Below are 19,830 nucleotides of genomic sequence, written 5' to 3' on the forward strand. Positions count from 1 at the left end.
AGACCCTCCACGACACCCGGGGCGATTCAGTTCGTTCCATCCCGTCCTTGCTCGCTGCTCAGCCCGGAATCGAGGCTGGTCAGAAGTTCCGTCAGTGGCTTATCGAAACCGTTCGACGGCGCTACGGTTCTAAGTTGCTTCTCTGTTTGGACGGGCTTGACGAGGTTAGACCTGCTGACGCTCAGGCGGTGCTAGATGCGGTAGAGGAGGTTACTCGCAAAGACCCCCAACTGGCCGTCGTCGTAACTGATCGCGTAACACGTCGGGCAGTCGAACTGGATCGATGGGCGCTGTTCGGCGTCGACCTGCGCGGTGGCTCCCTACGGGGCTGGGAGACCTTTCCGTTCTTCCGCGATAAGGGGATCGAAGCGGCCAGCAGATCTGAGGCGATTCGCCAACTAGCTGCGCGAGCAGCCCCCGTCATAGCTGACGATCTTGGCGCGGTGGCGAGTAAAGCGTTTGTCTGGCTCGAACGCGAAGACTCCACGGCGGCGGCGAGCGAGGACGTACGTGAGCTTCTCGGCGCGGAGCTTACTGCCCATCTTCAGGAAGCAGATCTTCTCACAGTTGCAGACAGCGCATTCCGATTTATGCACCCGCTTTACCACGCCTACTTCGCGGCAAACCACCTCCACACACGGACTGAGGACTGGCACGAAGAGACGTGGGATGCCCTGACAGTTGAGGGCGCCAGTTTCTCGGCCCTTGGGCTTCTTCTCGAGCAGGTTAAAGAAGAAGATGTCGACCGCTTGGTCCGCGCGATTGACAAGTGGAACTATCTTGCGGCGGCCTCACTTCTCGCAGAGGACCTCGCTGGCGCCCAACGCGTTCCCGAAGACCTTCGAAGCGCTCTGCTTCTATTGCTCGGTCACCGCCGGTTCTCACCGGTCCTCAACACTGCGCTATTCGCGGGCGACATGCTAGGCCTTCAGGTCGGGGATGAATTGGCCCGCCGGGCCTTGGAAGCGGCGAACCGAGCGGAGCTTGTTCGACTGGCCGCGGCCCTGCCCGACTACGGCTCGTGGTGGCGAGAGTGGCGCACCACCTTCTCTTCGCGTGATGACGAGATGCTCCTCGAGAAGCTCTCAGACGACGACTACCTGGTGGCCTGGACGGCGTCCAACGTGCTCTCGAGCTTCGAACATGACGGTCCGGCCGCCGAGAAGTTGTTGCGGCTCGCATCTGCCAGCGAGCACGAGGATGTCCGCTGGAGAGCTCTGCACGCATTGAGTTCCTCGCGAGATCCACGCGTCGCCGCTAGGTGTTTGGAGATGTTCCAGGCAGCGAGCGAAGACGAGTGGGTGCGCTATGGTGCCCTCAGGGTGTATCTGCAGGTCGTCGCAAATATGGACGACGTTGATGCCAGGCGGGAGTTGTGCATGGAGCTTGCGTCAGTCGTCGACACGATCCGTGGTGTGTCCCGCTGGGAGCGCGAGATTGAGCGCGCTGCTGAGCTACGCGATGCTCCAGCGGATTGGCCTGACACGTTCGGGATCGTAATCGGGGCGCTCTGGACTGGTGCAGCGAGTCTCGAAGAGGAAGACCGCTGGAGGGCGGCGGCAGCAGCGCTCCAGACAGACCAAGACCAGCCCTTCCCGGCTGCCCTCCGTCCGATGCCGGACGAGGATGAAGTATGACTCGGCCCAAGCTCGATCAGATCGTGGATCGAACCTTCGCGCGGTTCTCACTAGGCGCGGTGCTTCACGAGTTGCGTGTCCTTGACGCGAACGTCTTCTTAGTTGGTGGCGCCGTTCGAGATGCACTCCGCAATCCGGATCTCGCTCCGGTGGACATTGACCTAATGACGACGGAGGACTTCAACACGTTGCAAAGCGCCTTCCGATCTTTGGGGACGCCTCGGGTGAACCGACACGGAAACCAGCGCTATCTTCTCAAGGACGGCCGGCATCTAGATCTCATTCACACAAGGCGCTTCTACGGTCGGGCCGCGACGGTCGAGGAAGCACTGCGGCACTTCGATGCCTCGGTGAACGCTCTCGGCGTGAGTGTCAACGGACGAGATTCGATTCTGGATCCGCTCAACGGGGTACGCGATCTTCGCGACGGGCGTCTGACGTTGCCCTCGGCTCGGTGGGTTCCAAGCGACCCCTTTGAGGATGTGCACGTACTTCTGCGGACTATACGGCTGGTGGAACGCACCGAGCTCCGCGTTGCTAACCCGGATCTAGCCAGTTCGCATCGGCGCCGTTTTGGGGAAGTCGATTGGGTCGACCTCCAGCGGTTGAATGGCTTCGGTCGCGACGTTGCTGAGCGAAAATATGACCGCATCTTTAGCGACGCGCGTGATCGGCGCCTTGCCGGGGCAACCGCCTAGCAAGTCGTTGGCTATGGCTCGGTCGGCACGGCGACAGCTCCCGTGTGTGTACGTAGACTCTGCCAAGCGCAAGCATGATCGCGCTCACCGCGCTGCCCAGATCGCAGGCACTGGCCAGGCAGCCCTCTCAGCCCACCCGGCGATGCTACCGACCCGTCCAGCGGCACGATCGCAAGCGCCGCGCGCGTACCGCGCGGCGGATCTCCGTCTGAGCAGAGTGCACTGCATCCTGCATCGTCAGCTCCGGCGTACCGCATACCGCGCTGCATTGACTCGACGAGATGGGCACGGGCACCGGTATCCGTCCGCGCCACCACGATCGCGACGTTGTGCCCCGCCCGTGAGTGTGACCGACGTACAGGCCCACCGCGTCCACGTCCGGCCCGACCACGGACGCATGGCGGGGTGACCCGGTTTCCCGGACACCTGTGATCATGACCCGGCTTCCCAGGACTCGAGCTGAGTCGTTACGAACGGAGCGCGATTACCTTCCAGCTCGCCGTCGGCCACCAGCCAGCTGGTCGTTCAGCAGATAAGAAGAGGAGTTGTCCGAGCCAGCCTGATGCGGACTCCTGCTACGACCGAATAGCGCGGTCGAACGCCCGCCGGCTGAATACCGCAAATCGAGCGCCGCTACATCCCCATCCCGCGCCCCGCACTCGGCGCCCGAACAACCGGACCCGTCACCATCGCGGTCTCGCGATTCCGCGCCGCACGCCGCAACTCGGCCTGAGCTGCGCGTACGGCGTCCTGCATAGTCAGCTCCGGCGTGCCGCGCTGCATCGACTCGGCGAGGCGCTCGCGAGCCGCGGCATCCGTCCCCGCGACCACGATCGCGACGTTGCGAACCCGCCCGCGGGTGAGTCCGACATACAGTCCCGCAGCATCCACATCCGGCCCGACCACGGAGGCATCAGCGGTGTCGCCCTGCACGCCATGCACCGTCGATGCGTAGGCCAGCTGCAGGTGCTCTCGCGCGTACTCGGCAGACACTCTCCGCAACTCGCCGCTGTCGCCAACCGACACAAGATCGACGAACTCCTCACGGATGCCGCGCACTATCCACTGCGCACGATTCTCGACGCCCGTGAGCCGGTCGTTGCGACGGGTCTGGACACTGTCACCGACGAGGAAGCGCTGCTCGCCCATCCCCCACGCGACCACGCCGGGATCGAGCTCGCCGTGATCGACTCGCCGCTGCTGGATCGCGTCGTTGATGGCATCCGCCTCAGCGTTGGTTCCGGAGACCAACGTCACCCGCTTGCCGCGCGCGTGCCACTCGAAGTAGGCGTCGATCATCCGCTCACGAGCTGCATCATGATGATCAACCCGCGCGACGTGACCGCGTTCCACCAGCTCACCAGCGACGGCCAGCGCATCCTCGCGATCTCCCGCGTCGCGCAGCCGCAGCGTGAGCGCCGCGTACTCGGGATCGCGGAACCGATGCACTGTATCGAGCTCAACGGCGGCATTTGCGTGCCGGATCGCTGAGCCCATCGCACCGGAATGTCCGACCGGCAGCGCCTGGCGCGGGTCTCCGACGAAAGCGAGGCCGACCCCCTGCTCGATCGCGAGTTCGGTGAGTGCGTTAGCAGTCTGCAGATCGACCATGCCCGCTTCATCGACCACGACCCGATCGCGAGGACGCAGCACGTGCCGGGTCGGCCCGCCATACGTGACACCCGTGCCGGGATCGACCTCGCCCACGCGCAGTCTTGTCCACACCATCGCACCGGCCTGATCGGCACCCCACCGGTAGCCGTGGTCTGCGAGCAGGGCATGAATGCTGGATGCCGCAGCCCCGACCTCGCGAGACGCCACCGACGCCGCTTTCCGGGTAGGAGCGACGACGATCATCCGCCGCCGTTGCGCCCCGAGCGCTGCAAACGCGACGCGCAGCATCGTCGTCTTGCCCGTGCCAGCGGGACCGGTGACCGTCACAAGCCCGTCAGTCCCGGCGATCGCGCACGCCGCAACGCTCTGCGAAGCATCCAGTGTCGAGGTGTCCTCGTCGGACGCGAGGCGATGCAACTCCTTCGGTAGGAGCGAGCGTCCCGGCCGGGCGAGCGCGTCAAGGCGTCCGGCGAGGCGCACCTTCGCGCGTACTGTCTCGGTGGCCATGAAGGCCTTCACGTGCGCGGGCGGGACTTCCGCAACGAGCCGATGGACGGCCTTCGCGGCGCGCGTCGTGATCTCGACAATCACGTCATCGAGCTGGTCGCGCGGCGCAACGATGCCGGTGCGCGAGAGCGCGCGCGTTGCGCCGGCGCGGATGTCGAATGTGCTGAACCGCCCGCCACATGAGGTGGACCGTGCGTCCGCATCGACGATCGCCGCAGCAGCGAGCAGATCCAGATCGAGGGAGTGCAGGCCTGTCGAAGCGACGGCAATCGGTGCACGCGCAGTGATCAGGCTCGGATTGATCGCCGCGATCTCGTCGCGGACGCGTGACTCCCACGACATCTCGTCGAGGTCGGCCGGCTTGTTCGGTCGCGCTACTGCCCATGCGCGCCGGTCGATCTGTTGCAACACGTCGACGCCGGGCGCCGATCCCCCGTGTACCGTCGACCACTCCGCGATCAGACGCGCGCGGTTAGCCTCGATCTGGGCCGACCGACGTGAAAGCGGACGCACAGCGCCGGCGAGTTCGGCGATCTCGCCCGAGTCGTCGAGCGTGTACCCGTGGCGGGCGAGCGCGGCGATCCACGCGGGGTCTGTGCGGGCGGCGAGCTCGCCCTCGGCGTTGACGACGGTGTGTAGCTTCATCGCGACGCGCGAGTCGAGGTTCGACCACTTGCGGTCCGCGCCGAGCACTTTGATGTTCAGCCAGAGGTGGCGGTGGATGTGCGGGTCGAGCGCCCGTGATCGGCGGTGCTGCAGCTCGACGACCTCGATGCGCGTGATCTCCTCGCGGACGAGCCCAGCATGTCCGCGTCGCGCATTGAGCTCGGACTGCCAGGTGAGCAAGATGCGCTCACGCAGCCTGTCTTGCAATGCCTCGAACTCGGTGGCGAGTTCAGGATGCAGCAGCGCAGCGACGCTGTATGACTTCGGGTGATTGAGCGTCCCGTCGAGCAGTAGGTCTGCGTCAGGGCTCAGCCGCTGGTGACCGCGCTCCTCCCCCGTGATCGGATCGTGTCCGGCGAGCCAGACACGAAGGCCCCCGCTCGTGAGCTGGTCAGTCGTGATGACGCCGTTGTCGACGATGAATCGAGAGACGGTGGAATCGGATGCCGCGCCATACGCCCCAAGCGCTTCGACGCCCGTCGGGTGGGGCATGTGGGCGTCGCATGTGCCCTCCAGCGCGTACGCGATCGCATGCCGAACCCCGCGGGATTCGACGCCCCTCTTCCATCGCTCCAGACCTCCGCGCATGGCGCCAGAGTAGGCCAAGTTTTCGCGGTTACCCAGGGATTTTTCTGCGATGCAGGTACCCGTAGTTAAGCGGTGCCAAAGGGCGTCGCCCACCGTGGGTGCCTGCGTGCATCTCCTAGATTCGTCTCCTCATTTCAGGCAGAGCCCTGTCCGTTGAGCGGGGCATGGAAACGGTGGAGACTCGACAGTTGGGTCGCAGCACATCTGCGTCCAGGAATCGATTGGCGCTGGCCGCCTCGGAGCCGATCGCGGCTCTTAATAGCTTCGACTTCGTAGACCTCGAAGTAGTTGACCTACTCGAAGGAAACGTTGATACCGAGAGAACCGTACATGCCGACCAACATTGCCCTCGTATTCTCCGTGGCCCTCATGCGCAGCTCGGACTCTTCCGCGGCAGCGGCGATCTTGTCCTCAGCAAGCGCATAGAACCGAGCTTGATCTGGAGCTTCCAGGAGATCGGAGATCTGGGCCAGCGGTCCCCGATCCTGAGAGAATAGGTAAGTTCGGCTGTTGTCAAGGTCAAGGTTCGGCTCATCTAGCTCAGCGACCGGCAGCCGGATCGTAACCGAATTGCCGTCGGCCGAGAGGGTCAAATCGTCCTCAGAGAGGCCCGAGAGATCGACGTAGGCGTTTACCGTACCGCCCGCGACAAATAGCGTGTGGCGAGCAGCGAGTCCGGTCCGGTTTGCGATAGCACCGAGTACGCCGGGCAGCCACTCGACGTCGCCTGGATCGTCAAGGTCGACGATCACCTCGAAGTCACCCATCGCTGCGTGATACTGACTGAGATCCTGGATCGACTTGAGCATCGCCGGCTGACTTTGATCGATCGAGTCCGGCTGGAATGGATTCAATCCCGCCGCGGTAGCGACTCCGAAGCCGAGCACTCCAGCCAGCAGTCCGATGACGACAAGTGCGATTGCCTTTAGCAAGTGGCTACCCTCTCAGTGCATTCACCGACCCGACGCCTCAGAGTCTGTGCGACCTCCCGAATCCGCCGGCCCGATTGGACTCAGCATAGTAACGAAGACGGACGTGACCCGCTGCGGGCGCGGGCTCATGTCGCCCGATCAGCTCGAACCCGCTTCGCTGTTGCTACGCGGCGTCCCGTTCGCTTTGTGCTCCCAGCTCTGCGAACTTCGCCTGCATGGTCGGGTTGCCCTTCGTCAGCTTCTTGATGCTGAGAGTCACCGCCTTGTCGTTGGCAAGGCGAAGGTTGTTCTCAGAGCTGAGCAGGGCGTCCTTCACCTTCTGCAGGCGATCAATGGCGATGTCGATGTCCTTAATGGCGGCGTCAAACTTGCGCGTAGCTAAGTCATAGTTGCGACCGAAGGCCGATTTGAAGTCCTCGAGTTCCGACTCGAAGTCGGTGATGTCGATGTTCTGCCTCTTCACCTGCTCCAGCTCGGCTTTCACGCCGATGGTGTCTTCGGCCGCGTTTCGCAGCAGCGCGACGATGGCAAGGAAGAACTGCGGGCGGACCACGAACATCTTCGGATACAGATGCGACATATCGGTGATGCCGGTGTAGAGCTCGGAGTCCTCTTCGAGCATCGACACGAGCACCGCGTACTCGCAGCCTTTGTCGTTGCGATCCTTGTCGAGCTTGGCAAGGAAGTCGAGGTTCTTTTTTCTCGTCAACGAGAGATCCGACTCGTTCTTCATCTCGAACATGACGGAGACGTACTCGATCCCATGCTCGCTGAAGTCGCGAAAGACGTAGTCGCCCTTGGTGCCGCCGGACGCATCGTTGTCCTTGCTGAACTCAGCACGCGGGAATGCAAGCGACCGCATGCGATTGAACTCGGTCTCGCAGTGCTGTTCAAGAGTCTCCCCCAGCAGCTTGACCGAGAGCTTGGCCTTCATATCCTTGTAGCGCTCGATGAGTTCGTCCTTCAAGGCGAGTTCTTTGGAGTGCGATGCGCTGAGGGCACCATCCCGCACATCCTGCTCCGCCTTCTGCAACGCAAGCTGGCTCTTCGCCTCGACGAGCTCCTTCTCCGTCGCGGAGACTGCAGTTGTCACGGCGAGCTTCTGAATGGTCGCCGCCTTATCAAGTTCGGCCTTTAGCGTCTGGATCTGCGCATCCTTGGCCGCAGCTTCCATTTGTGCCCGCTGAGCGATCATCGCCTCGGCAAGTGCGATCTCGGTTCGCTTGGCACTCTCAGCCTCGGCGAGCCGCTCGTGGAGGTCCTTCTCGAACTCCACGGTGCGAACTTGTTGCGCAATGTCTGCGTATTGCGCCTCATCAATAGTGAACACGGTGGCACAGTGGGGACACTTGATCTCGTTCATTTCAGACTCCAATATTCTGCTGGCGGTAGAATTGCTATGCGCTCAGCATACTCATTTGTTCTGCGCTTCGCAACTCTCTCCCTATGCTCAGCGCAAACTCCTTACGGATTGCATGAATCTGGTGATTCTGAGAGCATAGAATCATGTCTCCCGAAAGCCCGAATGCCCGCGAAACCGGCTCATCGCCACGAACCGGCGACCTCGCTCTCGGCAAGCGCATCGCGGCTCGCCGCGAGGAACTCGGCATGAGTCGCAAGGATCTGGCCAGCGCCACCGACCTGTCGTACCCGTACATTGCGCAGATCGAGACCGGGTATCGGCTCCCGTCTGCGAAGCATCAGATGACCCTGTCCCGCGTTCTAGGGATGTCGCTCGATGATCTGTTCGCAACGGCAGAAGCGCTCCCCGCGCTCCGATCAGCGGGGACGGCTACCCGAAATGCTCGGCCTTCCATTGACGAAGCGATTGAGCGTGCCGTTAAGGAACTCGAGACGCTGCCCTCGTCTGTCCGGATGGAGGCGCTCTCCCGCGTTCAAATGCAAGTCATGGCGGGCGTCGTCGAAGACCGCAGTCGGTCGATCCCCTAACGCGGTTCAGGCCGCGCCCGTCTCCCCGCCACCAGAGTCGTCCATGCGCCCGCGCTTTCGATTCATCTGGTGGTATGACGACCGGCTGAGCTTCGACATGTACTGAGCGGAGCGCTCGGACGCCAGCCCCGTCATCTGGTCGACGAATGCGATCTCCCTCTCGAAGCCTCCCGCCGCTTCGTCCGGCACGAGAGACAGTGCACGGTTGAGGTGCGACTTCGCCTCGACCAAGAGGGCCCTCGCCGATCCGACTTCGTCACGCTCGAACGCCTCCGACGCGAGCTTTTTCGCGTTCTGAGCTTCCTGGAAGAGCTTCTCTGACTCGACAGCAGGGTGAACGAGCCGACGTGCCGCATCCGTCCCCGGAACGATGTTCACGCTGACGAGCAGCTTCGCAATGTGTTGGATAAGTCTCGGCAGCTCGATGTACTCAAGCTCGAGCGTTGCGACCTCGGCGGCACCGAGATCGGACATCGCGGGCACCTTCAGCTTCAGAAGAAGCCGCCGTTTCTCGGCCGCGTAAAGATCGCCGATCTCGATCATGATGCGCCCGTCCGGCAACGCATGGCCGGGCAGGTCGTTGTACAAGCGGACCATCTGAACCGCCGGCCGAAGCACAAGTGTGAGCGTGACTGCCTGAAGCGTCTTAGCCAGCAGTCCTGCGGCCTCGCCGGCGATCGCGGCGCCCGCGGCGTCCGGGTCACTGGCGAACACGTGGTTACCCGAACCCGAGCGCGCAATCGCCGTGAGGAGGGTCTCGTCGTAGTGCTCGCCGTAACCGAGGGTGGATATGACGATGCCACCCGAGTGCGCCTTCTCAGCCACGCGCACGAAGTCGATCACATCATGGAGTCCCGCATTGACATGCCCGTCCGACACCACGAGCAACGTTCCCCCGCTGTGCGCGATGCGCTTCAGTTCGCGAAGTCCGCGGAAGAGCCCCGCTCCGAGATCTGTGGTTCCTCCCGCAGTGACACGGCTAATCTGCGCGATCACCTCCTCCCTGTCCGAGATCGGACCTGCGGGCACCACAACCTGCGCCGTGTCATCGAACGTCACGAGACCGAAGTTGTCGGTCGGCTCGAGTCGACGCACAAGTGCAATGAGCGCATCCTTCGCACCCTCGAGCGGCGCTCCGCTCATCGAACCGCTGCGGTCGAGCACGATCTCGAGCGAAGCCGGCGGTCGTCGCTGGTCGGCATCGACGGCTGGCGCCTCCAGGTCGAGCATGATCGTCACCTCATCATCGAGGTCGACCGCGACGACGCTAACATCCAACTGGGTAGTGATCTTCATGAGGTTCCTTCGCTAAGCAGAGCACATTTTATGCGCTTAGCATACGCTCCCGGAAAGCTTTGAGCAAGCAACTACCTATGCGTAAAGCATAAATGCCTATGCGAGTTCAGTTGCCAGGTCTGTCACGATCGGATCGTCCGGCGCCAGTACGACGTTTCGCCGGTTCTCCCGCTCTATCCGGTCGAGGATCGATGTGGAGATTCCCAACGTGCGCGAGATGGCCGCACGTGTAGCGCCTCTCGCCGCCAGAGCACGCGAAGCGGTGGCATAGCGCGCCTCTCGAGTCCCACCGGACTCATCGCTCTCGAACCGGGCCATCCAGTAGACGACGAAAGGCCAGCGCGTCTCCTTAACTCCACCGACGTAGGGCAGAGCGAGCTGGAGCTTCTTGGCATTGCGGCTGGCGAAACCGAGCTCATCGCGCTCGAGAGGCGACATTGCCTCGAGCGCACGTCGTGCATCGACCTTGATCTCGCTCTCGACGTGAGCGATCATCCCCCGCTCATCGGCATACTGCACCAGGTGCTGTTGTGTCAGCGAGACGAGGCCGGGCCGGATGCCGTGCATATGCGCTGCCGCGAAAGTCTCGATCGCGCCTCCCCAGGGAAGCGCATCGAAGTCCGGCAGCTCAGCGAGGTGCACGGCGATCTTCTTCGCGGTCTGCTCCATGGCACGTCCGGTGGTGCTTCTCCATACTGCAGACGCGACGTTGCCGACCGCATGCGCGTCATCGAGCGACAGTCCACTGGCCCTCTCTCGGATACCGGTGTGCCCAGCGCTTCCGTCGTAGTCAGGGTCCAGAACGATCCGGTTGACAAGCTGGATCAGATCCGGCGCGAGGATTTCGCCCGCCATGTAGTCGTAATACGAGTGCTCGTCGAGTCTGGCGAGGTCGGGCCGATACGCCTCGACAGCCGCCGCGAGCTTCAACACAGCAGCATCCGGCGTTATCACAGCAGGCACAGGCTCCGGCGTGAGCTTTGCAACAGGCGCGCTCGCGACGTCGGGTCCGGCACTCCTGACGCCTGCAGGCTCGCCGGCCTTCGCCGAGACGCTTTCTTGATGCGGCTGCTCAGCCTGGGCTTGGTCGAGCAACAACCGATATACCGACGCGAGACGCGCCTTCACGAGCGCTCCGAGGCGAACGATCCCGAAGATCTCGGCCGTGCGGCGTAGGATCGCTTCCTCGTCGAGCCCTGAGGCGAGTCGGCGCACCGCCTTCATCGCGTTCGCGATCTCTTCTGGCGCGACCTCCTCGAGCGAACGAGAGCCGTCCTTGTCAGCGGGGCGGTAACCGGTCCAAACTTGCGGATCGAGCCCTTCCGGCCAGGCGAATGCCCCGAGACGATCCTTCTTCACCCGGTCGCGCGGGACGAGCTTTGCGATCTCTTCTGCGCGGGCGGTACGCACCGCGTTAAGACCAAAGCGTCGCGCGACGATCCGTGTGAGACGCCCCAGTTCTACGGGCCCCTCCGCCTGGACCACATCGGCGATCTGTTCGCGCACCTTCGCCACCGCGGATCGCCGCGGCAGCTCGTCGAGAGTGTCTCGCGAACCCTCGACGCTCGTGTGGGCGGGCACGAAGGTTCCCTCGCGCGCCGGAGGTTCGGATGCTGCGGGCGCGACCGGGCGCGAATCAAGCTCAGATTCTGTGGGCGCAAACGGAGCGAAGGCGACATCGGGCGCCGGAGCGGACGTCGGGTGATCCGCGAGTATGCGCGCGGCAGGGGCATCCCGCACGGCTTCGGCGACCACCGCCGGCGCGTCGTCCGCAACCACAGCCGGCGCGTCATCCGTACTCGCCGGCACCTCATCCCCCTGCGGGACAGGTATGGGCGCGGCGAACGCCTGTTCCGCGGCCGCGACCTGCTCGAGCACCTGCGAGACAACGAGGTCGCGGTTCTGCATCCACATCGGCCACCAGATACGGGCGACCGCCGGCCACCCCATCAGCCCTTCGAGCACTTCGAGCGGCAGCACGTCGCGGTCAGAAACCGTCGTGCGTCGGGTCCAGCTCTCACCGTCGAGAAGCACGGGAAGGATCGGCCGGGTCGGGGCATCTGCGCGGGCAAGGACGAGGTCGAGTCGGAAGTTCGACATTCCAACGTCCGTCATGACATGCAGCCCGGCGGCGCGGAGCGCATCGGCGATGTCGTCGCGGTGTCGATCTCGAATCGCGACCCGGCCCGGAGTATCCACGCCGACAGCACTACCGCGCGCTGCGTCGAGGAGGAACTCCTTGAAGTGCTTCGGTCCGTCGTACGCAGATCCCGAGACGTCGAGCTCCTTAGGGTCGAAACTGCAGAACACGATGTCCTTGCGGCGGGCTCGGGTTATAGCGACGTTGAGCCGTCGCTCGCCGCCGCTGTTCGAGAGAGGACCGAAGTTGGTCGGGATCTTGCCGTTGGACTGCTTCGAGAACGCGACGGAGAAGACGATGATGTCTCGCTCGTCGCCTTGCACCTGTTCGAGCGCCTTCACGAAGAGGACGTCGCTGCGCCCGGTCTTGTTCTCATCCATAGCGGCCGCGATGCCTCGGTCGCCGCTCGCGACGAGCAGATCCTCGATCAGCTCACGCTGCGGCTCGTTGAACGTCACGATGCCCATCGAGGGCGGATCGTCTCCCGCCGCCGCGATCAGCTCGGCGACCGCCTTCACGATCGCGATCGCCTCGGCTGGGTTGGTATTCGCCCCAGCACGGATGTCGTTGCCGAGATCGATGCCGGCGCTTCCCGCACGCAGGTAGCGACCATCCGCGTAGCCGTCTGGCTTCTGCGAATATCCGCGAGCCGACCCGTGCGCGTCGGCGTCGGGCATCGCGACGCGACGGAACTCGATACCGGTCTCTGACGAGAGCAGTGTGGGTGTCGGGAAGCTGCTCAGATCGCCCTTGTAGTACTTGCGATTGCTGAAGGCGATGAGATGCTCGTCCTGGCTCCGGTAGTGCCAGTTGAGACTCAGCGTGGGAACACGCGCAAGTTCACACTCCGAGAGGATCGACTCCTGGTCTTCGAGGATCTCATCCGCTTGGGCGTCGTCGATTTCCTCGTCGTTTGCGCCGCCGCCCACACGACGGGTTGGAGGCATCTGCTTGCTGTCGCCGACGATGACCGCTGCCCGGGCGCGGCCCAGAGCGCCGATCGCTTCGGGCACCGTGATCTGCGACGCTTCGTCAAAGATCACGAGATCGAATTCCATCAGATCGGGGTCGATGAGATCGACGACCGATGCGGGGCTGGCGAGCACGAGCGGCGTGAGCTCTTGAACGGCGTCGCCGAACTTGCGGAGGATCGCGCGCGTACCGAGGCGCCGCGTCGTCTTTTCGAGTTCGCGGGCGAGCCCTCCGGTGCGCGCACCACGGCCTGATCCACCGCGGCGCTCCAGCAGACGGGATGGAGCATCCGTGACCCACTGCGTGCGCATCTCCGACTGCGCTTCGGCGTAGGCATCGACCCGCTGGTCGTGGGCGATGGCGTCGAATCGGTCGAGTCCCGCGGCTCGGATGCGCTCGCTGAGCGAGGCCTGCGCGACTCCGCGAGCCAGGGCGTCTTCGGCGACATCCGGCGTGATGGCGCCCCCGAGAAGCTGAGTGCGCGCGTCACCCAGACGGGCGTCGTGCATGCACTCCAGCCGACGCACGAGCGCGCACCACTGCTGCAGTCCGAGCAGGCGCTGGTAGTCGGCATCCCGCTTCCACTCGTCCGCGTGGTGTTGGGCCGCCTGAATGAGAGAGCGACCCGCAAGCCACACGGCGTAGTCATCGTCCTGGACGACGAGCTCGCGAAGCAGCGTATTCCACGCCTGCGTGAATGCCGCGATGCGGTCGAGCTGTCCATCCAGGTGACCCGCCTCCGCGAGCGCAGTCACGCGCCGCGTCCATTCGTCGGAGCCTCGAAGATCCGATGTTGCGGCGGCGAGCTCGGCAACGCGACCGTGAGCGGGCGCAAAAGCCTCGGGGGCGAAGGGATTGGCGGGGACGACGCCCGTGAGACCGGGAACGGAAGCGATCGATGCGCAGATCTGCGCCGCAGCCTCACGCGCGGCTTTGAGGTCGTTGAGCAACGCTGGGGCGGATGCTGCGGTGACATCCAGTCCAGGCGGCACGATGGCGGAAAGCGGCTTGAGCGCGGCTTCCTGTCGGCCCCTGCGACCCAGGAAGCCCGACTCGGTCGCGTCACCAAACGCCGCAGCGATGGCAGGCAGGTCGAGATCGATCACGCTTTGCGGGAATCCTCGCAGCCGCTGCCGCCACCCTCCAGCGGCTTCTTCGCAGGCCGTGACGGTACCGGGCGCGCCCTGCACCCACTGCGGGTTCAGCAGCTGCCCGAGCTCCATCCCCCGGGGGAGGACGGGGTTCGCCGCGCGCGCGAGTGCATCAAGCTGGCGCGGATGCATGATTTCGCCTAGTGCCGCCTTCAGCTCTGACGGCGCTTCGTCTGCCCAGCGCAGGCCCTCATGAACGCCGGCAATCGCCGCGCGAACGAGGTCCACATCGATCGGATCGCCCGCGCCGACACCGGCGAGGCGCCAGGGGTGATCGGGCCGCACTCCCGCGGCACTGGTCCACCTCTGGAGGTCTTGAAAGGTGTCGCGAACAGCGGCGAGGCTCTCCGCGTGATGCGCGACGGACTCGACAGGCACCGAAATCACGGGTCCCTCGCCGAGAACGATCAGCTCGTCGTGCGCGCTGTACGCGGAATGCCCCGCGGCGTTGCGGGAGTGCAGTGAGGTCGGGTACTGCGTCAGCTCGAATCGCGCGTTGCGAAGTCTGCGGCGCGCACTCTCGATCGCGATGGCATCAGGGGTGACGCTGGCGGTGAGCGCGCGTTGCAGCGATGCGCGTACTTCCACAGAGTTCGAACCCTCGTGATGCAGATTGAGGGTGAACGGGCTGAGCCCGATCGACTCGAGCCGCCGCTGCACGACGGCGAGCGCGGTGCCCTTCTCCGCGACGAAAAGCACGCGCATCCCCTCGAGAACGCACTCGGCGACGATGTTCGTGATCGTCTGCGATTTGCCCGTTCCGGGGGGGCCCTGCAACACGAACGTACGGCCCTGCTTTGCCCACATCACGGCGCGCTTCTGTGTCGAGTCGGCGGGAATCGGAGTCTCGAGAGTTTCGATCTCGTCAGCCGTTAACTCAGCGGATGCGGCGGCGGCATCCTGGAACTCTTCTGTCGGCGTATCAACCAGGTGACGAACGAGGGGGCGCTCAAGGAAGCCGTCCGCGTGCGCGTTGAGGTCTTGCCACATGCGGAATGCCGAGAGATCGAGCGTGGCGAGCCGCGCCTCGGCGAGCACCTGAGCATTAAGCGTGCCCTGATGGCCGACGAGGGCGTTGCGGACCTCGGCGATGACGGCGTTGACATCGATACCCGCTCGGTCAGAAATCGGTTCGACAAGTCCCGGAATCGTCACACCGTGCTCGCGGCGCAGCCACTCGATGAGGGCGGCATTGGTCGTGGTCTGCTGGGTCGCGTCCAACGACAGCGTGAACTCCTTGCCGCCGCGCACACCCACAAGATTGACGGGCACGAGGATCAGCGGCGCGTCTGCCATCTTGCCGGGCGAGTGTGTCCACCGAAGGATGCCGAGACAGAGGTAGAGCGGATTCATTCCGCGCTCTTCGCGGGCAGTCTTGGCGTTATGCGCCATCGAGCGGAGTTCACGAACCGCGACCGCACCGGAAATCGGCCGCAGCTCGTCTTTGGCACGCCCGAATCGTTGGACGTAGAGCACGCGATCTCGCATGGCGGCCTCGAGGCTCGCCTCATCCGCCGGGTCACCAGACTCGAGAAGCTGCCGCGCATTAACGGGTCCGCGCGCTGTCCACACCTCAGGCAGATCGAATGCGCTGTGGACGCTCAGAGATTTGTCTTGGTTGAGCATGTCTTCGAGCTCACCAAGGCTTCTCGACGGAAGTACAAGCGGTTGCACTCGCGCGTTGCTACCGAGGTTGAGCAGCGCATTTGTGGCGTTCAGGCTGAACAGCGACGACTTCCACGTGCGATAACGAACAGGGTGCGTGTCAACACGCCGCTCACGTACGACGGCCTCGGGCGCTCCCGGATCGACCACGGTGACGGCAGCTGGCGCGTCGACGCGATACTCAAAGATCTCGGTGACGCCGTCCGGCCGTTCTGTCACGGCGGGGAGCGGTGAGACTCCGAGCCTTCGAGCTCCCGCGACATCGATGAGGGTGACATCACCGTTAGCGACTGCACCCGCGAAGCGATTCTTTTTCGCTTCTGCGCGGGCTCTCCCAGCGTCGTGGTTATTGTCAACCGTGAGCGCGGTCGTCTCGATCAGCCCAAGACGACCCGCCGCAACCAGGTTCGCTATTCGAGCCACATCGGAGATGACGGCCCGCCGTGGATACCAATCCGTCGTGTCACTCGCTTCGGCGGTTCCACTTTTGCCCGGGTCGTTCCTCCAGTATCCGATAAAGATGTGACCGGGAATGAGGAGGAGGACGGGAAGGAGACCGACGTCTTCGATCACCGCCGCGGTCAAGACCGTCGTATCGAGACAGGTTGCCAGCCCGCCACCCGCGACGTCGCCGTGATCTCGAATACGCTGGCCGACGCCGTGGTAATCCCATCCGGGTGGCGGCTCCGAGTAGGCGATCTTGCGCGCGCGAATTGCCTCGTAGATCGAGGTAATGGATGCTTCGACGGCTTCAGGCGACTGGTCGTCCGCCATCTGGAACGCGTGGAACGAGGCCTCGCCGAACTGCTTTCCGCGCACGTCGGCTGCTTCGCGGGCGAGCTCTTTCACGGCGGGATGGTTTGGCCGCACAAAAGATGCGAGTAGCGACCGCGCGAGATCGTCGCCCCGCACTCGACCCTGAGCCGACCGCAGCGGGTCGCCGATCATGTTCCAGAGGTCACGCGGCTGCACGTCGACTGCTTCGTCAGCGCGCGCAACTAGATGAGAGTCGATCTCCAGCACTGTTTCGCACATCGCCCCACGACGATCGTCGACCTGCGACATGACCCGAGCCGAGAGGGGCACGTGGACCTCCTTGATGCGGCTGACGCCTGCAGGCAGGGGTCCGTCGTGCACCGTCTTGGTTCCGAACACGATGTCGGCGTCGCGGAGCATCACTGTGATCCGAGCGCGCTCAACTGGCTCGGCGAGTTCGACGACGATGTCGGAAATCTGAGGGATGCGAGCATTCGCCGATGCCCACGACCACTGCGGACTGACGTCGGCGCGAAGGTGTGCAACGATCATCGGCTGCGGCGGCGCTGGCTCCGCACCGCCCGTCGGTTGCTCATGCTCGTCGCTGAAATTCGGTCCGACAGTGGGATCAATTACCGCAGGCTGATAGCCCGGCGGCTCCACAGACGGCGGCTCAGACTGCACGGTTCCCCGCCAGTAGTCGAGCGCCTCGTCAAGATACCGCTCGATCTCGCCGACGGCCGCGGGATCGAAGGCCACGGTCCCATCGATGACGATCTCGTTGAAACCCTCCAGCCACGAGGGAACGACTGAGCGCACATACGGCTGCGTGCGTGCACGCTCAGCGTCACCAAGAAACGGAAGGATCCTCAGCTCGTCGTCGTCCACTTCCGCGAACGCAAAGGTGCTCTGAGGTTCTTCCAGCGCGAGCAAGCCTCGCGATTCGTCGCTGACGAGGTCAACTCGCCCCTGCCTGGTCGCGCCGAACTCGAAGACCCGCAGCGCCAGCCCCGTGTTAAGACGAGGTGCGGATCCATTCGGATCGATCACTCTGTCCCCTCCCCGCTCCCGCTAGCTGCCGCCCAAAAGCGGCGATGAACGCAAGCGACCCCAGTATGGGGCGACCTGTCGAGCGATGACGACAAGACCCGGCTCAACTCGTAGCACGGCCCTGGGTCTCGAGCGACTTGCTTTCGCGGCATCAGCTCAACTCCTCAGCCGAAAACAGATCTCCAGCGACAACTTGCTCAAGGAGTGTGCTGGCACGTGGCGTCAGATCGACCGTGTGCTGGAGAACACTTATCACCAAAAGCAGTTCGTCGGTGAAAGTCCATTCGTCGTAGGTGATCCTGTCCAAATCACTCGAAGTGCGTCCCTGACGCCTGGCCATGCGGTAGCCCAGCCACTTTTGCAACGGCTTCATCCCGGAAACCTCGAAGTCCCACACCGCAGGTGACACCGGCGCGATCGAGCCAAAACCGACCGTGAGCGTCTGCGTCGACTCCTCGTAGCTGAACTCGTTCGGCTTCCCCGTTATGGGTTTCACTTCCGCTGCCTCCCCCAGGGGGATCTGACCCGCCGCGTACCGCTCGCCCCAGGTGTGCCACGCGAGCAGCTCCTTACCCACGGCGGCGACCTCGTCGAAGAGAGCCCGTTTCTTCGTGACGGGCAAGCGAACTGGGCTTGCAGCGACCGCGAGCTCGTCGCCGAACAGGTCACTGAATGCCGCGGTGCCGCCAAGTCCGTAGAGATACTGCATCAAGCCATGGGGGCCTATGTCGTCGCCAAGCACCGCACGGAGCCCATCGAGTACGACCGGACCGAGATTGGCATCAGTTGCGGCGGCGTCACGCCACATCGGGAAGATGTCTTTCGCTCCACGATTCTTGAAGTGGTCTAGGTCGGGCACGTATGGGGTTGCGGTGAGTACAGGGCCACGGCCGAGCGTCGTCGAGGTGAGCGTGGTCAGGTAGATCTGCTTGTCGCTCCGTACCGCCCACAGTTCCGGGCGAGGGTAGTCGGCGAGGCGTGCGTCGGCGAGGAGATGCTGTCTATCGAAGCTGCGGTATCCGTATCTCTCGATCGGTTCGTGCGACGCGCCGATTGAGAGAGTCCGAAGCGAGGGAAGCCGTCCCGGTCCTGTCAGCGCTGCTGGGGTCGAATCGAGCGTCCGATCTCGCGTCACCTTGAACGCGGCCGCCCGGTCGGTCGATGCAAGCATCGCATTCCATCGCGTTGCGAGCAGAGTCGCGTCCGCACTGATTGGCCACGTGCGCTTTACTTGCGACCCGCTGTGTGACCACGGCATGAGGTCTACGAGAGTCGGCCAGTCGGCGTAGGCGCCGCCTGCGACCGGCGCGAGCGAATCAAGGTGCGCGCCCAGGACGGTCTCGAACTCGACGTCACCGAATGACTGGTCGAGCCAGTCGAACTTCTCAGAGCGGGTACCACGGACTCGGACGTAATGGACCCTGCAGTTCGCCGGTTGGGCAGTGCGGCGAACGCCAATTCCAATCGCGACCGGAGTCAGGATGTCGAAGACGTTGTCCTCTGTGTTGGCCCCACGGCCCTCGCCGCCGAGGTCGATGACGTAGAAGTCATCGAACACATCACGCAAGTGCGCTCGCAGACCACTCATCGACTTGCCACTCAGATAAGAAGAAGCCGTGATCATCGCGACGACGCCAGGGCCGCTGCCCAGATACTCGGTAGCACGCCAGGTCGCCCACCGCCAGAAGTAGACGTAGTCGTTGTAGAGGTTCTTGATGTGCACACCCTGCCCAGCAGCACTCATCGGCTTAGTGAGCGCGTCTAGAAGCGGGGCGATCCCAGGAACTCCGTAACGGACAACGCCCCCATGGCGACGGTCACCCTCAGCAGTTCCCTGTTCGCGGTTATACGGCGGGTTGCCGATGACTACGGTGAATCGCTTTGTTGCCTTCAGTCCGTTGGCGCGTGCGGCCTCAAGCGAGAAGGGATCATTGTCGAAGTCCCACGACGCCTGCACAGAGGGGTGCTGCAGAGTGTCCGTGAGCAAGATCGTCGCCTCGGGTTCGATGACGCCTTCAGCCTTGCTCTCGACGGCGACCTTGAGGTGCGCGATGGCGTAGGGGGCGAGCGTGATCTCAAAGGCATGCATCATCGGGGCGACGTGCCATGCAAACCAATCCGGCCACTCCTCTAGGGTTCGGGAAGCCAGGAATGATTCGCGAGCGGATCGGATCCACTCCATGAGGAAAGTGCCCGTGCCGGTGGCGG

The 19,830-nt window shown here is 63.8% G+C and carries 9 protein-coding genes; 3 read left to right on the plus strand and 6 right to left on the minus strand.

Features of this window, described 5'->3' with window-relative positions; all coding sequences use genetic code 11:
- Positions 1–1,637 (plus strand): HEAT repeat domain-containing protein (locus MIC448_RS01755; protein WP_036295171.1); only part of this gene is annotated, 1,637 nt, incomplete at its 5' end.
- On the plus strand, positions 1,634–2,335 hold the full coding sequence (locus tag MIC448_RS01760; RefSeq protein ID WP_036295175.1) for a hypothetical protein: 702 nt from the start codon (positions 1,634–1,636) through the stop codon (positions 2,333–2,335). The genes MIC448_RS01755 and MIC448_RS01760, both read left to right, overlap by 4 nt.
- 633 nt (positions 2,336–2,968) lie before the next feature.
- Here MIC448_RS01760 and MIC448_RS01765 read toward each other — a convergent pair.
- The 3 genes from MIC448_RS01765 to MIC448_RS01775 form a co-directional block, all read right to left on the minus strand.
- Positions 2,969–5,710 carry an AAA family ATPase gene (locus MIC448_RS01765; protein WP_036295178.1) on the minus strand — a complete coding sequence of 914 codons (2,742 nt, stop codon included), beginning with the start codon at positions 5,708–5,710 and terminating at the stop codon, positions 2,969–2,971.
- Between the two features lie 293 nt (positions 5,711–6,003).
- Positions 6,004–6,642 (minus strand): DUF4230 domain-containing protein, encoded by a 639-nt coding sequence (locus MIC448_RS01770; protein WP_051512909.1) that lies wholly within the window; start codon positions 6,640–6,642, stop codon positions 6,004–6,006.
- Between the two features lie 163 nt (positions 6,643–6,805).
- Positions 6,806–8,005, minus strand: coding sequence for a DUF2130 domain-containing protein (locus tag MIC448_RS01775; protein ID WP_036295182.1), 1,200 nt, complete (start codon positions 8,003–8,005; stop codon positions 6,806–6,808).
- Positions 8,006–8,148: 143 nt separating this feature from the next.
- Here MIC448_RS01775 and MIC448_RS01780 point away from each other — a divergent pair, with 143 nt between their 5' ends.
- Positions 8,149–8,592 (plus strand): helix-turn-helix domain-containing protein, encoded by a 444-nt coding sequence (locus MIC448_RS01780; RefSeq protein ID WP_036295185.1) that lies wholly within the window; start codon positions 8,149–8,151, stop codon positions 8,590–8,592.
- A gap of 6 nt (positions 8,593–8,598) precedes the next feature.
- Here the strand turns inward: MIC448_RS01780 and MIC448_RS01785 are convergent, their stop codons facing one another.
- The 3 genes from MIC448_RS01785 to MIC448_RS01795 form a co-directional block, all read right to left on the minus strand.
- A complete protein-coding gene (locus tag MIC448_RS01785; protein ID WP_036295188.1) occupies positions 8,599–9,888 on the minus strand; it encodes a VWA domain-containing protein in 1,290 nt (429 codons plus the stop codon).
- A gap of 96 nt (positions 9,889–9,984) precedes the next feature.
- Positions 9,985–17,622 carry a DUF4011 domain-containing protein gene (locus MIC448_RS01790; protein ID WP_036295191.1) on the minus strand — a complete coding sequence of 2,546 codons (7,638 nt, stop codon included), beginning with the start codon at positions 17,620–17,622 and terminating at the stop codon, positions 9,985–9,987.
- A gap of 151 nt (positions 17,623–17,773) precedes the next feature.
- Positions 17,774–19,804 carry a type ISP restriction/modification enzyme gene (locus MIC448_RS01795; protein WP_144237959.1) on the minus strand — a complete coding sequence of 677 codons (2,031 nt, stop codon included), beginning with the start codon at positions 19,802–19,804 and terminating at the stop codon, positions 17,774–17,776.
- Positions 19,805–19,830 lie beyond the last annotated feature (26 nt).

Origin of the sequence: Microbacterium sp. C448, assembly GCF_000582705.2 — a bacterium.
In the GTDB taxonomy this organism is placed as follows: domain Bacteria; phylum Actinomycetota; class Actinomycetes; order Actinomycetales; family Microbacteriaceae; genus Microbacterium; species Microbacterium lacus_A.